The sequence below is a fragment of the Acidovorax sp. 22279 genome, assembly GCF_052045435.1.
Classification (GTDB): Bacteria; Pseudomonadota; Gammaproteobacteria; order Burkholderiales; family Burkholderiaceae_C; genus Acidovorax; species Acidovorax delafieldii.
Genome location: NZ_JBQEOV010000005.1, coordinates 31112 through 44433, shown reverse-complemented (window position 1 = coordinate 44433; position 13322 = coordinate 31112). Strand labels below are relative to the sequence as shown.

The 13322-nt window shown below is 67.5% G+C and carries 13 protein-coding genes; 10 read left to right on the top strand and 3 right to left on the bottom strand.

Features of this window, described 5'->3' with window-relative positions; translation table 11 throughout:
* The first annotated feature begins 10 nt into the window (after nt 1–10).
* The 8 genes from ACTJKQ_RS08150 to ACTJKQ_RS08115 all read left to right on the top strand — a co-directional run bounded on the left by ACTJKQ_RS08150 (nt 11) and on the right by ACTJKQ_RS08115 (nt 8007).
* Nucleotides 11–895: a LysR family transcriptional regulator gene (locus ACTJKQ_RS08150; RefSeq protein ID WP_440596546.1), complete on the top strand. Its 885-nt coding sequence runs from the start codon at nt 11–13 to the stop codon at nt 893–895.
* A 68-nt stretch (nt 896–963) separates the two neighbouring features.
* Nucleotides 964–2646, top strand: coding sequence for a DUF4139 domain-containing protein (locus ACTJKQ_RS08145; protein WP_440596545.1), 1683 nt, complete (start codon nt 964–966; stop codon nt 2644–2646).
* Between the two features lie 110 nt (nt 2647–2756).
* Nucleotides 2757–3236 carry a universal stress protein gene (locus ACTJKQ_RS08140; RefSeq protein WP_056747817.1) on the top strand — a complete coding sequence of 160 codons (480 nt, stop codon included), beginning with the start codon at nt 2757–2759 and terminating at the stop codon, nt 3234–3236.
* Between the two features lie 18 nt (nt 3237–3254).
* Complete coding sequence (locus ACTJKQ_RS08135) at nt 3255–3779, top strand: phosphatidylglycerophosphatase A family protein (protein ID WP_056065252.1); 525 nt, start codon at nt 3255–3257, stop codon at nt 3777–3779.
* On the top strand, nt 3779–4306 hold the full coding sequence (locus tag ACTJKQ_RS08130) for a CinA family protein (RefSeq protein WP_056065250.1): 528 nt from the start codon (nt 3779–3781) through the stop codon (nt 4304–4306). The genes ACTJKQ_RS08135 and ACTJKQ_RS08130 overlap by 1 nt, the downstream gene beginning before the upstream one ends.
* A 102-nt stretch (nt 4307–4408) precedes the next feature.
* Entirely contained in the window at nt 4409–5314 is a 906-nt protein-coding gene (locus ACTJKQ_RS08125; RefSeq protein WP_440596544.1) for an alpha/beta fold hydrolase, read from the top strand.
* Between the two features lie 218 nt (nt 5315–5532).
* A complete protein-coding gene (locus ACTJKQ_RS08120) occupies nt 5533–7422 on the top strand; it encodes a patatin-like phospholipase family protein (protein ID WP_440596543.1) in 1890 nt (629 codons plus the stop codon).
* Between the two features lie 84 nt (nt 7423–7506).
* A complete protein-coding gene (locus ACTJKQ_RS08115; RefSeq protein ID WP_056065246.1) occupies nt 7507–8007 on the top strand; it encodes a nuclear transport factor 2 family protein in 501 nt (166 codons plus the stop codon).
* Between the two features lie 55 nt (nt 8008–8062).
* Here ACTJKQ_RS08115 and ACTJKQ_RS08110 read toward each other — a convergent pair whose 3' ends face one another.
* Genes ACTJKQ_RS08110 through ACTJKQ_RS08100 form a run of 3 tightly spaced genes read right to left on the bottom strand, consistent with a single transcriptional unit; the run spans nt 8063 to nt 10441 of the window.
* Nucleotides 8063–8695, bottom strand: a complete 633-nt coding sequence (locus ACTJKQ_RS08110) for an IPTL-CTERM sorting domain-containing protein (protein WP_440596542.1) — start codon at nt 8693–8695, stop codon at nt 8063–8065.
* Nucleotides 8696–8743: 48 nt separating this feature from the next.
* Nucleotides 8744–9562 carry a sterol desaturase family protein gene (locus tag ACTJKQ_RS08105; RefSeq protein ID WP_440596541.1) on the bottom strand — a complete coding sequence of 273 codons (819 nt, stop codon included), beginning with the start codon at nt 9560–9562 and terminating at the stop codon, nt 8744–8746.
* 24 nt (nt 9563–9586) lie between these two features.
* Nucleotides 9587–10441 (bottom strand): UPF0149 family protein, encoded by an 855-nt coding sequence (locus ACTJKQ_RS08100; protein ID WP_440596540.1) that lies wholly within the window; start codon nt 10439–10441, stop codon nt 9587–9589.
* A 217-nt stretch (nt 10442–10658) separates the two neighbouring features.
* Between ACTJKQ_RS08100 and ACTJKQ_RS08095 the strand changes: the two genes are divergently transcribed.
* Complete coding sequence (locus ACTJKQ_RS08095) at nt 10659–12401, top strand: FMN-binding glutamate synthase family protein (RefSeq protein ID WP_440596539.1); 1743 nt, start codon at nt 10659–10661, stop codon at nt 12399–12401.
* An 8-nt stretch (nt 12402–12409) separates the two neighbouring features.
* Nucleotides 12410–13234: a hypothetical protein gene (locus ACTJKQ_RS08090; protein ID WP_440596538.1), complete on the top strand. Its 825-nt coding sequence runs from the start codon at nt 12410–12412 to the stop codon at nt 13232–13234.
* Nucleotides 13235–13322: the final 88 nt, after the last annotated feature.

Below are 13322 nucleotides of genomic sequence, written 5' to 3'. Positions count from 1 at the left end.
CGCTATTGCCATGAACCAGACCTTTGACTGGAGCCTCGTACAGTCCTTCCTGGCCGCACTCGACCAGGGTAGCCTGCTGGGCGCCGCCCGTGCGCTCAACGCCAGCCAGCCCACCATCGGCCGCCACATTGCCGAGCTGGAATCGCAGCTGGGCGTGCTGCTGTTTGAGCGCACCGGGCGCGGCCTGCTGCCCACGGCCACGGCGCTGCGGCTGGCCGAATCGGCCCGCGCCATGGAGATGGGCGCCCACCAGCTCGCACGCAGCGTGTCGGGCGCGGAGGAAGGCGTGACCGGCACCGTGCGCATCACCGCCAGCCAGCCCGTGGCCTGCGTGCTGCTGCCGCCCGTGCTGGCGCGCATGCGCCAGGCGCTGCCCGAGGTGCAGGTGGAGCTGGTGGCCAGCAACCAGGTCACCAACCTGCTGCGCCGCGAGGCCGACATTGCGCTGCGCATGGTGCGCCCCGACCAGGCCAGCCTGGTGGCCAAGCGCATCGGCGCGGTGACGCTGGGCGCCTATGCCCACCGCGACTACCTGCGCCGCAAGGGCACACCCCGCCAACCGCCCGACCTGCTGCAGCACGAGCTGGTGGGCAACGACCGGCACGAAGACATCCAGCAAGGCTTTGCCGCGATGGGCTACCCGGTGGAGCGCGGGCACTTCGCGTTCCGCACCGACGACCTCATGGCCTACTGGGAGGCTGTGCGGGCGGGGCTGGGCATCGGCTTTGTGGGCAACTACCTGGCCCGCACCGACCCGAACGTGGTGGCCGTGCTGCCCATGCTGCCCCTGCCCGATCTGCCCATCTGGCTCACGGTGCACCGCGAGATCCGCACCAGCCGCAAAATTCGGGCGGTGTATGACTTTCTGGCGGCAGAGGTGCCCTTGGTGCTGTAGACCACGGGCAGCTCGCTGCCTGGCTGCTAGCATCCCAGTCCCTTTGTCCATTGCGCCCAAGGAGCCCCATGCGCCCCGTGAGCCCCCCATTCCCCTTCCTTCACCTTCCAGCGCGCCCCGCACTGCTGGTACTGGGCCTGGCCGTGCTGGCCCCGCTGCCCGTTGCAGCCCAGGCCCAGGACACCTCCCGCATCGCCCGTGTCACCGTCTACCCCGGCAGCGCCACGGTAGAGCGCGTGGCCAAGGTGGCCGCTGGCGCGCGCAGCCTCACGCTGGCCTGCCTGCCCGCGTCGCTGGATGTGCAAAGCCTGCAGATCAACGCCGACCCCGCCGTGCGCGTGGGCGAGTTCAATGTGCTCACCGAAGACCGCGACGTGGCGGCAGGCTGCGCCAGTCCGCTGGACGGCCGCATCCGCGAGCTGGAGGACCAGATCGCGGGGGTGAAGGCCGAGGCCTCGGCCCTGCAGCTGGTGGACGGCTATCTGCGCAGCGTGGCGCAAACCGGCGCGGGCCCGGAGTCGGCAGCGCCTGCCACTTCCGCCCCCCGTGCTGCCACACCGACGCCCGCACAGATCACCGCCACTGCCGAGGTCCTGCGCAAATCCGGGCAGGACAGCTTTGCACGCGCGCACCAGCTCCAGCGCAAGCAGGAGGCACTGGAGCTGGCCCTCAAGCCGCTCGTGGCAGAGCGCGACCGCGTGGCCAGCCAGCGTGCGCGGGTGGTGTCAGTCACCATCAACCTGGCTACCGAGCGCGAGGCTGAGCTGCGCCTGTCCTACCAGGTGCGCGGCCCCGGCTGGCAGCCCAGCTACCGCGCCACGCTGGATGCGAACAAATCCACGGTGCTGATCGAACGCCAGGCGCTGGTGGCCCAGAACAGCGGCGAAGACTGGGGCAGTGTGCAGCTGACCCTGTCCACCGGCCAGCCGGGCCGCGCCACTCAAGGGCAACTGCCCCGCCCCTGGTGGCTGAACGTGGCACCGCCCCCTCAGGCCTCGCCCGCGCCGGCCATGGCGATGGCGCCTGCGCCCGCACCGGCCATTGCGTCCCTGTCCCGGTCCCGCAATGCCGCCGAGGAAGCCATGCCCACCTTTGACGTGAGCGCCCTCGACAAGGGGTTTGCCACCGAGTTCGCCGTGCCCCAGCGCATCACCGTGCCCTCCAGCGGCCAGCGCGTGACGCTGGCGCTGGGCAATCACAGCGCCCCCGCCACGCTGGTCACGCGCACGGCACCGGCCATGGAAGAAGCCGCCTACCTGGTTGCCCACATTGCCCAGCCGCCCGGCGTGTGGCCGGCAGGCGCAGCAGGCCTGTACCGCGATGGCGCCTTTGTGGGCAACGGCCGCATCGACTTTGGCGCGCCCAGTGCAGGCGCCCCAGCCGGCAGCACCAGCCTGTCGTTTGGCCGCGATGAACTGGTCACCGTACGGGCCGAGCCCGTGCAGGATCTGACGGGCAGCAGCGGGTTTACCGGCTCGCGCGTGGAGCGCAAGACGCGCCGGACCTACAGCGTGGAGAACCGCCACAAGACGGCCATCACGCTGCAGGTGCTGCATGCCGCACCAGTGTCGCGCAACGAGAAGATCGAGGTCGAATCGCGCTACCAGCCCCAGCCGGCGGACACAGCCTGGAACCGCACGCCCGGCACCGTGTCCTGGCAGCAGACTTTGGCAGCCGGGGCCAGCGCACAGTTCAGTGCCGAGCACACCATCCGCTACCCCAAGGACGTGGAGTTGATCGAACGCCAGTGACCTTGGCAACACGGTGACTGGCCCTCCAAAGACCCCGCGCAACGGCGTGTCGGTCACAATCCGCCCCAGCGATCACATTGGTGCCACCAAGCCCCCAGGAGCCCGCCGCCATGAGTTACCAACACCTCCTTGTTGCCGTTGACGGCAGCCCCACCGCTGACCATGCAGTAAACGAAGCCACGGGCCTGGCCAAGGCAACAGGCGGACGCATTCGCCTGCTGAACGTGATGGACCCTTTGGCCCACATCAGCGGTTTTGAGCGGCCCGAGGTTTACAGCCAGGAGGTGCTGCCCCGCCTGCGCCAGGCGGGCGAGGCGTTGCTGCGCCGCGCCCAAGAGCGCGTGGCGCAAAGCGGCGTGCCGGTGGACACGGTGCTGATCGAAAACCTGGATGCCCGGGTGGCTGACCTGGTGGTGGAACACGCGCGGGCCTGGGGCGCCGACCTGATCGTGCTGGGCACCCACGGGCGCCGTGGCCTGGCACGCGTGCTGATGGGCAGTGATGCCGAGCAGATTGCCCGCACCGCTCCCGTGCCCGTACTGCTGGTGCGCCTGCCTGCCGGGGCAGACGGCGGCGCCGCCAGCGCCTGATCAATTTTCCGTCGCGACATGACCGCTTCCGAGCCACTGCCACCCCTTGCCCCCCTGCGCCCCAGCGTGCGCTTCATGCTGTCCCACCCCGCCCACTTCATGGCGCTGGGCTTTGGCGCGGGCCTGGCCCCCAAGGCGCCAGGCACCGTGGGCACGCTGTGGGCCTGGCTGGCCTACCTGGTGCTGCAGCAGTGGCTGAACCCGCGGCAAATGGGCCTGTTGATCGTGATCAGCACCGTGGTGGGCTGGTGGGCCTGCACCACCACAGCGCGCCACATGCGCGTGGCCGACCCCGGCAGCATCGTGTGGGACGAAGTCGTGGCCTTCTGGCTGGTGCTGTGGCTGGCCATGCCCATGGGGCTGTGGGGGCAGGTGGTGGCGTTTGGGCTGTTCCGCTTTTTTGATGCTGCCAAACCTGGCCCGGTGGGCTGGGCCGACAGCCTGTTCAAGGGCTTTGGCTGGCGCGGGGGCTGGGGTATCTTGTGGGACGACTTTGTGGCAGCCTTCTGTACCTTGCTGGTCATCGCACTGTGGAGGTTCTGATGGCACCCACGTCACTATCAAAAAGTGAGCTGCTAGCGCAGGAAGTGCAAGCGCTTGAGGCCAATTTGACGCAAATATCGCTGCGTTTGCTGGCCCGCCGCCACATGCTGGCCACTGCCGAGAGCTGCACCGGCGGCATGATCGCCGCCGCCTGCACCGACCTGTCGGGCTCCAGCCAGTGGTTCGAGCGCGGCTTTGTGACCTATTCCAACGAGGCCAAGGCCGAGATGCTGGGGGTGCCCCCCGGCCTGATCGAGCAGCACGGTGCGGTGAGCGAGCCTGTGGCACGCGCCATGGCCGATGGTGCGCTGACCCACTCGCGCGCGCAGGTCAGCCTGGCCGTGACCGGCGTCGCGGGCCCCACAGGCGGCACCGAGACCAAGCCGGTGGGCACCGTGTGGTTTGCCTGGTGCGTGGGCGGCGAAACCCACAGCGAGATGCAGCACTTTGCCGGGGACCGCGCCGCCGTGCGCACGGCCACGCTGCGATACGCCGTGAAGCGGCTGCTGAGCCTGCTGCCTGCCTGACCTCGCTGGCAAGATCCCCGGCCCCGGCCCCGGCCCCGGCATGGGCGGCCGCTGTCGTCCACAAGACAGGACTCCACCCGCCCCTTGCCACACCATACGGCCATGACAACGACACCCTCCTGGTTTGACGGCTTTGCCACCCGGCGCATCACCACCTCGGGCGCGGAGATCTTTGTGCGCACCGGCGGCACCGTGGGCGCGCCCCCGCTGCTGCTGTTGCACGGCTTTCCGCAAACGCATGCGCTGTGGCACCGCGTGGTGCAGCAATTGGCACGCGACTACTGTCTGGTGCTGCCCGACTTGCGTGGCTATGGCGACTCATCCCACGCGCCCGGCCTGCCCGACCACAGCAACTACAGCAAACGCGCCCTGGCGCAGGACATGGCCGAGGTAATGACCACGCTGGGCCACGACACGTTTTACCTGTGTGGCCACGACCGGGGCGGCCGTGTGGCCCACCGCCTGGCGCTGGACCACGCCGCGCGCGTGAAGAAGCTGTGCGTGATCGACATCGCCCCCACGCTCGACATGTACGCGCGCACCGACATGGAGTTTGCGCACGCCTATTACCACTGGTTCCACCTGATCCAGCCCGCGCCGCTGCCCGAGACCATGATCGGCGGCAACGCCCGCGCCTACCTGCACGCCAAGCTGGGCGGCTGGGGCAGCGCGGGCCTGGCCCACATCGAGCCCCAGGCCCTGGCCGATTACGAACGCTGCTTTTGCACACCCGAAGCCATCCACACCGCCTGTGAGGACTACCGCGCCAGTGCGGGCGTCGACCTGGACCACGACCGTGACAGCCGCGCGCGCGGCGAGAAGATCACCTGTGACACCCTCGTGATCTGGGGTGCGCACGGTGTGGTGCACCGGCTGTTCGATCCGCTGGCGCTGTGGCAGGCGCAGTGCGCGGGCGTGGTTACTGGCCAGGCCGTTGCGGCGGGGCACTTCATCCCCGAACAATTGCCCGAGGCCACGGCCCAGGCGCTGAGCGCCTTCATGCGCTGACGACCAGGTCCGATGCGGCCCGAAAGGGCAATCGAAAGGATCTGCCGTGCATTTGTTCACGCGCTGCGCGGCCACCATGCCCCGTGCAGTGCGCACAGGTGCCATTGCGTTCCTAGAATCCGCCGCTTCGCACGCTGCGGAACCCATGGCCAGCGCCGGTGGCTGGTAAGCCATCACCTTCCGCAGCGCCCCCACTGTGCCTTGCCGATTGCGTGACCATGCCTCCCTTTACCGCGACCCAGAACCAACTGCTCACCGAGCACCTGCGCAACTTTCTGCCAGGCATCGAGCCCGAAGCGCTGGAGCTGCTGCGCGCCCAGCTGGAATGGGTGGAGGTGCCCGGCGGCAGCACGCTGATGACCCAGGGCGAGCCCGGCGAATCGATGTACCTCACCGTCAGCGGCCGCCTGCGCGCCTACGTGCGCAGTGACGACGGCCATAGCGGTACACAGCGCCGCGTGGCCGACATGGGCCGGGGCCAGGTGATTGGCGAGATCAGCCTGTTCACCGACGCGCCCCGGGCCGCCACCGTGGTCGCCGTGCGCGACTCGGTGCTGGTGCGCCTGACCAAGGACGTGTTCAAGACCCTGCTGGCCAGCAGCGCCCAGGTGTCGATTGCGCTCACGCGCCAGATCATCCAGCGCCTGCAGTCCGGCACCGCCGCCCATACGGCCGCGCAGGAGCGCCCGGTGGCCATGGGCCTGCTGCCAGTGAGCTGCGGCGTAGACCTGCAGGCTTTTGGCCAGCGTCTGGCGCGCCACCTCGGCACGGTGGGCCGGGTACGGGTGGTGGACTCGACCACCGTGGACGCCGAATTGCAGGAGCCAGGCATTGCGCAGCGCGAAGGCGCCGACGCCACGGCCAACCGCCGCATTGCCATGCTGCTCGACGAGATCGAGGCCCGCAACGACTTTGTGCTGCTGCTGGCCGACCCCGAGCCCACCCCCTGGACGCGCCGCGTGAGCCGCCACTGCGACGAGTTGCTGCTGCTGGCCGACGCGCAGGCCGAGCCCGCCATCCACCCCATCGAGGAAAACTGCCTGCTGCGCCGCGCGCCCCTGGCCGAGGCCGCCGAGATCCTGGTGCTGCTGCACCCGGAAGGCACGCAGTGCCCACGTGGCACCCAGCAATGGCTGGACCGCCGCCCCGTGGCCGACCACGTGCATGTGCGCCCCACCCTCGACCGCGACATGGCGCGCCTAGCCCGCATCCAGAGCCGCACGGCCGTCGGCCTGGTGCTGGCGGGCGGCGGTGCGCGCGGCTTTGCGCACCTGGGCATCTACCGCGCCTTGCAGGAAGAAGGCGTGGAGATCGACTGCGTGGGCGGCACCAGCATCGGATCGGTCATGGCCGCGTATGTGGCATCCGACCGGCCGCTGGCGACGGTGATGGCCAACGCCCGCGAGGCGTTTCGCACCAACCCCACGGGCGACTGGAGCCTGCTGCCGCTGATGTCGCTCATCAAGGGCCGCCGACTGCGCCACATCCTGCACGAGGCCGTGGGGAGCCTGGTGGGTTTCCCGGCCCAAGTGGAAGACCTGTGGAAGAACTACTACTGCGTGGCCACCAACTACTCGCGCGCCAGCGAACAGGTGGTGCGCCGTGGCAGCCTGGTGAAGTCGCTGCTGGCCAGCATCTCCATCCCCGGTGCATTGCCGCCTGTGGTGCACGAGGGTGACCTGCTGTGCGACGGTGGCACGTTCAACAACTTCCCAGTGGATGTGATGCGCAGCAGCATGCGCGGCGTGGGCACGGTGATTGGTGTGGACCTGAACTTCCGCAAGCCACGCCGCATCGAGCTGGACGACATCCCCAGCAGCTGGGCCCTGCTGCGCGACAAGCTGCGCCCGCGCGCCCAGCGGCGCTACAAGCTGCCCTCGCTGGCCAGCTACCTCATGCAGGTCACCATCCTGTACAGCATGTCGCGCCAGCGCCAGTCGCAGCAGCTCACAGACCTGTACTTCAACCCCCCCATGGACCGCGTGGGCATGCTGCAGTGGAACCGGTTCGAGCAGATCGTGCAGCAGGGGTATGCGCACGGCATCCAGGTGCTGGACGCATTGGACGACACCAAGCGGCGGCGCATCGGTGGGTTGCGCACCGGCTGAACGCACATCGCCGCGCAGGTCCCCCAGGTGGCATGCAGCGTTCCGGCCGGGGTGTAGCATGGACGCCCTTGAGGAGGAGAACCCATGCACCCCAACGCCCAGACCCTGCAACGCTTCTACACCGCGTTTGCGCAACTGGACCATGCCACCATGGCGGCCTGCTATGCCCCCGACGCCACGTTTGACGACGAGGCCTTTTCCCTGAAAGGCCGCGAGCAGGTGGCAGGCATGTGGCGCATGCTGTGCACTGCGACGAAAAAGCCCGGCGCCGCCGAGCACTGGAAGCTGGAGTTCAGCGGCATCGACGCCGATGCGCAGGGCGGCAAGGCGCACTGGGAGGCGCACTACCTCTTCAGCGCCACCGGGCGCAAGGTGCACAACATCATCGACGGCACCTTCACCTTCACGCCCGACGGGCTGATTGCCACGCACCGTGACCGCTTCAACTTCTGGCGCTGGGCCCGGCAGGCGCTGGGCGCGCCGGGCCTGCTGCTGGGCTGGTCGCCTTCGCTCAAGCGCAAGGTGCGGAGTACGGCAGCGGGGAATTTGAAGAAGTTTCTGGCGCAGGAAGTACGGTCTCTCTGACCCGCACAGAAGCCCGCAGGACACGACACAAGCCCCTTGTGCAAACGACTGCGCTTTAGCTTCCGATTTTCTTGCGACGTACAGCATTGAATGCCGATGCCGCCATGGCCAGTAACAGTGCCATAAGCCCCCATTCGCTCAGCGTCGGAACCGAGGTTGCGCTGGCGGCGAGCACGTTGAGTGTGGCATTGGCGGCAGGGGCGCTGCCAGAACTGGAATTCAGGCCCGTAGTAACGTTGTTTTTTACACCCGGCGCTGTTGCGGTGACCTGAACAGAAAACGTGCAACTGGCCCCACCGGCCAACACCCCGCCGGCCAAGGCCACCGAGGAGGAACCCGGTGCGGCGGTCACCACGCTGCCGACCCCACAGTCGCCCACCAAACCGTTGGGAGTGGAGACCACCAGGCCCGCCGGCAAATTGTCTGTGAACGTGATGTTATTCGCAGCTGGCCCCAGCCGATTGATGGTGAACGCCAGCGAGGTGGAACTTCCGACCGAGACGCTGGGCGCTCCAAACGCCTTGCTAAAAGTAAAAACAACGCCTGCTTGCGCACCTGTTGCCGCCAAAGCGCCTGCGCCAACCAACAGCGCGCCCATCCAACGAACTTTCGACATATCACCCTTAAAAATACAAATTTTCTGAACGCTCAATCGAGCGAGTGGCGTTTGTACTTCAGAGTTTTGCAAATGTCTTGCAAAAAATGACCGCGTGCCACCGGTCTTGAAAGGGAGGCCTCAGGGCAGCTTGCCAAAGGGTTGGATCAGGGCCCGCCATAACCCGTCAGGCCGGGCATCATTGTTGTTGTCGTTGGCCAGCCCCAAGTGCATGCCCTGATGGCCCAACGTTGGTTGCGCGCAATATGTTCCCATCAGGCGGTCCCACCAGGGGAACACCATTCCGAAGTTGCTGTTGCCTTCATCCATGCGGTCGGAATGGTGCACACGGTGCATATCAGGGGTCACCATCACCCAACGCAGTCTCCGATCCCAGCGCAATGGGATCGCAACATTGGCATGGCAAAACGCGGTGTGCACCAGTTGAAGCACCGCATAGAACAACAAGGACACAAGAGGCATGCCCAGTGCCGCGCACAGCATCAGCGTCAGAGCCGCAAGTGCCACCACTTCCAGAGGATGGTGGCGCACACTGGTCGTCACATCGAATGCGGCATCCGCGTGATGCACTTGGTGCATTCGCCACAGAAGTGGAATGGCGTGCGAAGCACGATGCAGCACATACTGGATTGCATCCACCAGCAACACACCGATGACGATCTTGGGAACATCGGGCAATGCCCCCCCGGCCAACCCGGTCCACCCCAAGGACGCCCCAAGTCGCACCGCAGCGGTCTGCACAGGCTCGGCCACCCACCACATCAACAGACCCCCCAGTCCATACAGCAGCAGGTTGACCCTTCTCCGGCCTTGGTGGCTTTCGCCAGTCACACGGCGAGGCCAGAAGTGCTCTGTCAAAGCAAGAATGCCCAGGACCACTGAGAGCAATACGTACTGCCCCCATTCAAAGTGATCCATCACGGCCTGCATGAACTGCATCAGGTTTGTGTACCCAAAGAGGCCTTAAGCGCCGTGGCACTTCTTGTACTTCTTGCCGCTACCGCAGTGGCACGGGTCATTGCGCCCCGGCTCGGGCGCCTTGCGCACCGTCTCCACGCGCGGGCCCATGCTCTTCCACAGCTGGCGCAGGTCGTACACGGCCCAGATGGCTTCGCCAAAGGCTTCCACGCGCGCCTGGCTGGTGCTGGGCGGGCCGTCTTCGTCGTACATGCAGACTTCGGGCTTGCCGGTGTCGTCTTCCGTCAGGGCCACGATGCGCTCCAGCGCGTCATCCAGCCACTTGGCGGCTTCCTTGTCGCGCGGGGCGGCCCAGTCTTCGGGCCAGTTTTCCACCGCAAACATGAAGCCCAGCGCCCAGACCTGGCCGAAGGACGGGATCTCCTGGTCGTCGCCCATTTCGGCGCGCTGCTCGTCGGTCAGGCTGGCCACGGCGCCGCGCATGTCCATGGCTTCGGGCTGGAAGGTGCGGTCGTCGTCCAGCGTCTTCACGTCGGTGTCGAGCTGGGCCACGATCTCGTTCCAGCGGCGCATCCACAGGTCCATGAAGCGGGCTTGCTGCGCGGCATCGGCAAACGCAGGCAACTGCGGCAGCGGGTCGCCTCCGGCCACATCCAGCTCGGCGCCATCGCCCAGCAGCATGGGCAGGTACTCGGCCGGGCCGATGGGGCGGCGGCTGCAGATCAGCGCGGTCATGAAGCCGTCGCAGAACTCCCACTGCGGGATTTCCTCGCCGCGCGCGCGCAGGTCGTCGAGGATGTTGTCCATCTCCTCCAGCTCATCCGGGCCCAGCGCAGCGGCCGGGGCGGTGGTGGGGTCGAGATCGTCGGTGGCGGGGGTGGGCGATACAGGTTCGGTCATGGAAGGACTCCGGTCGTCAAGGGAGAAAGCGGGGGCGGCAAAACAATGTTTTACTTTTATGATGCGCAGGCCTTGTGCCGTGGCGCGGGCCACGGCGGCCAGGGGTGGTGCCAGTGCAGAAAAAAGCGCAGCGCGCCATCCGGCAACCCCACAAAAAGGCGGCCAGTGTAGCCCCTGCGCCCTCCGCTCGCGCCACCGACCCCAACCAGGACGCCCCATGATCCACCAGCTCAACTCCCTCTACCCGGTGCGCTACACGGCCTTTGCGCTGTGCGTGTTCGGGCTGCTGCTGTCGCTGTTTGCGCTGGTGGCCTTTGGCATGGGGCTGCCCGTGGTGCTGGTGTTTGCGGCGCTGGTGGCCCTGGGCGTGTACGACTTGCAGCAGTCGCGCCACGCCATCCTGCGCAACTACCCGGTCATCGGCCATATCCGCTTCATGCTCGAATATGTACGGCCCGAGGTGCGCCAGTATTTCATCGAAAGCGACAGCGAGGCCGCGCCGTTCTCGCGCGCGCAGCGCTCGCTGGTGTACCAGCGCGCCAAGGGTGACCCGGACAACCGGCCGTTTGGCACGCACCTGGACGTGGGCGCGCATGGGTATGAATGGGTGAACCACTCGCTCGCGCCCACGCAGCTGCCGTCGCACGACTTCCGCGTGTGGATCGGTGGCAGCCCCGATGCGCCGTCGCCGTCCGTATCGCCCTGCACCCAGCCCTACCACGCGAGCGTGTTCAACATCTCGGCCATGAGCTTTGGCGCACTGTCGGCCAACGCCATCCTGGCGCTCAACCAGGGGGCCCAAAAAGGCGGCTTTGCGCACGACACGGGCGAGGGCAGCATCAGCCAGCACCACCGCGTGCACGGCGGCGACTTGATCTGGGAGATCGGCTCGGGCTACTTTGGCTGCCGCAACCCCGATGGCACCTTCAGCGAAGAGCGTTTTGCGGCCAACGCCACCGACCCGCAGGTCAAGATGATCGAGCTCAAACTCAGCCAGGGCGCCAAGCCCGGCCACGGCGGCGTGCTGCCCGGCGCCAAGGTGACGGCCGAGATCGCGGCCGCGCGCGGCGTGAAGGCCGGCGAGGCCTGCATTTCGCCCGCCAGCCACAGCGCGTTTCGCACGCCGGTGGAGATGATGCATTTCATCGCCAGGCTGCGTACGCTTTCGGGCGGCAAGCCCACGGGCTTCAAGTTCTGCCTGGGCCACCCCTGGGAGTGGTTTGCCATCGTCAAGGCCATGCTGGTCACGGGCATTACGCCCGACTTCATCGTGGTCGATGGCGCCGAGGGCGGCACCGGCGCGGCACCGGTGGAGTTCAGCGACCACGTGGGCGCGCCGCTGCAGGAGGGCCTGCTGCTGGTGCACAACACGCTGGTGGGCGTGAACCTGCGCGACCGTGTGCGCATTGGCTGCGCGGGCAAGGTCATCAGCGCTTTCGACATCGCGCGCATGATGGCGCTGGGCGCCGACTGGTGCAACGCGGGGCGCGGCTTCATGATGGCGCTGGGCTGCATCCAGGCGCAAAGCTGCCACACCGGCCACTGCCCCACGGGCGTAACCACCCAAGATCCGCTGCGCCAACAGGCCCTGGTGGTGCCCGACAAGGCCACGCGCGTGGCGCAGTTCCACCGCAGCACCTTGCACGCGTTGCAAGAGCTGGTGCAGGCCGCCGGCCTGCGCCACCCCAAGGACATCACCGCCCACCACATCGTGCGCCGCATCAGCGACACCGAGGTGCGCCTGCTGTCCAACCTCATCACCCGCATGTTGCCCGGTGCGCTGCTGGGCACGCTCGACGCGCAGCACAACGTGTTCCGCCTGTACTGGCCGCTGGCCAGCGCGCACAGTTTTCAGGCCAGCGAGCCTGCGCTGGAACCCTCCATCCCCCACCATGTCGAGCTGGTGCACGCCGCAGCCGTGGGCACCGCAGCGGCGGTGGCGGGGGACGTTGCTGTATGAATTTGACGATGGACGCCTCCGCCCCCACCCACACCACCGCCCCGGACTACGCCGCTTTTTTGCAGCAGCAGCTGACCACCCAGCCGCACAACGTGATGGCTCATGTGCTGGGCAACGAACAGATCTGGATCAAGCGCGCAGGCGCTCCCCATGGCACGGGCCGCTACCGCGCCATGGCCTTGCTGGCAGCCCTGCTGCGGCTGTACGCCCTGCGCCCCGTGCCCAACCCCGGCGGCCCCACGGCCATTGCCACCGAAGTGCAGCGCCTGCGCGACCTGGCAGCACGCGGCATCCGCGTGCCCGTAGTGCTGGCCGCGTTGCCGAACGGTTTTGCCATGCGCCACCTGGGCAACGTGGGTGAGGAAACCCATTCGCTGGGCAACGAGATCGACCACGCCGTGCAGGCGGGCGACACGGCCGCTGTGCTGGCGCTGTGGCAGCAAGGGCTGGACACCTTGGCCCAGGTGCACCACCAGGGCACCTGCCTGAGCCAGGCCTTCGCGCGCAACCTGGTGCGCTGCCCCGATGGCGAGGTGGCCTGCATCGACTTTGAGGACGACCCCGCCGCCGTGCTGCCGCTGGCGGTGTGCCATGTGCGCGATGCGCTGTGTTACGCGCATTCCACCGCGATCTACCTGCACAACAGCGGCACGCTGGCCGAGGGGCGCGAGCGCTGGGCGGCGTGGATGGCGCAGGGGAGCGAGGAGATGCGGGCGGTGCTGGCCACCAGTGTCCGGCGGATGGGGTGGATGCGACATCTGCCCACCAATCGCAAACTGGGGCGGGATTTGCAGCGGGTGCGGGCGGCGTATGACCTCTTGGCTCAAGGCTAGATCAACCAGTAGGTCGGGTTAGCCGCTGGCGTAACCCGACAGGCCATGCCCGTGGAAGAAAACGTCGGGTTAGACCGCGCTACCCCAA

Excerpts from the sequence above, each read along its gene's own strand:
- ACTJKQ_RS08150 (WP_440596546.1), top strand. The coding sequence starts at position 11 with ATGAACCAGACCTTTGACTGGAGCCTCGTACAGTCCTTCCTGGCCGCA.
- ACTJKQ_RS08145 (WP_440596545.1), top strand. The coding sequence starts at position 964 with ATGCGCCCCGTGAGCCCCCCATTCCCCTTCCTTCACCTTCCAGCGCGC.
- ACTJKQ_RS08140 (WP_056747817.1), top strand. The coding sequence starts at position 2,757 with ATGAGTTACCAACACCTCCTTGTTGCCGTTGACGGCAGCCCCACCGCT.
- ACTJKQ_RS08135 (WP_056065252.1), top strand. The coding sequence starts at position 3,255 with ATGACCGCTTCCGAGCCACTGCCACCCCTTGCCCCCCTGCGCCCCAGC.
- ACTJKQ_RS08130 (WP_056065250.1), top strand. The coding sequence starts at position 3,779 with ATGGCACCCACGTCACTATCAAAAAGTGAGCTGCTAGCGCAGGAAGTG.
- ACTJKQ_RS08125 (WP_440596544.1), top strand. The coding sequence starts at position 4,409 with ATGACAACGACACCCTCCTGGTTTGACGGCTTTGCCACCCGGCGCATC.
- ACTJKQ_RS08120 (WP_440596543.1), top strand. The coding sequence starts at position 5,533 with ATGCCTCCCTTTACCGCGACCCAGAACCAACTGCTCACCGAGCACCTG.
- ACTJKQ_RS08115 (WP_056065246.1), top strand. The coding sequence starts at position 7,507 with ATGCACCCCAACGCCCAGACCCTGCAACGCTTCTACACCGCGTTTGCG.
- ACTJKQ_RS08105 (WP_440596541.1), bottom strand. The coding sequence starts at position 9,562 with ATGCAGTTCATGCAGGCCGTGATGGATCACTTTGAATGGGGGCAGTAC.
- ACTJKQ_RS08100 (WP_440596540.1), bottom strand. The coding sequence starts at position 10,441 with ATGACCGAACCTGTATCGCCCACCCCCGCCACCGACGATCTCGACCCC.
- ACTJKQ_RS08095 (WP_440596539.1), top strand. The coding sequence starts at position 10,659 with ATGATCCACCAGCTCAACTCCCTCTACCCGGTGCGCTACACGGCCTTT.
- ACTJKQ_RS08090 (WP_440596538.1), top strand. The coding sequence starts at position 12,410 with ATGGACGCCTCCGCCCCCACCCACACCACCGCCCCGGACTACGCCGCT.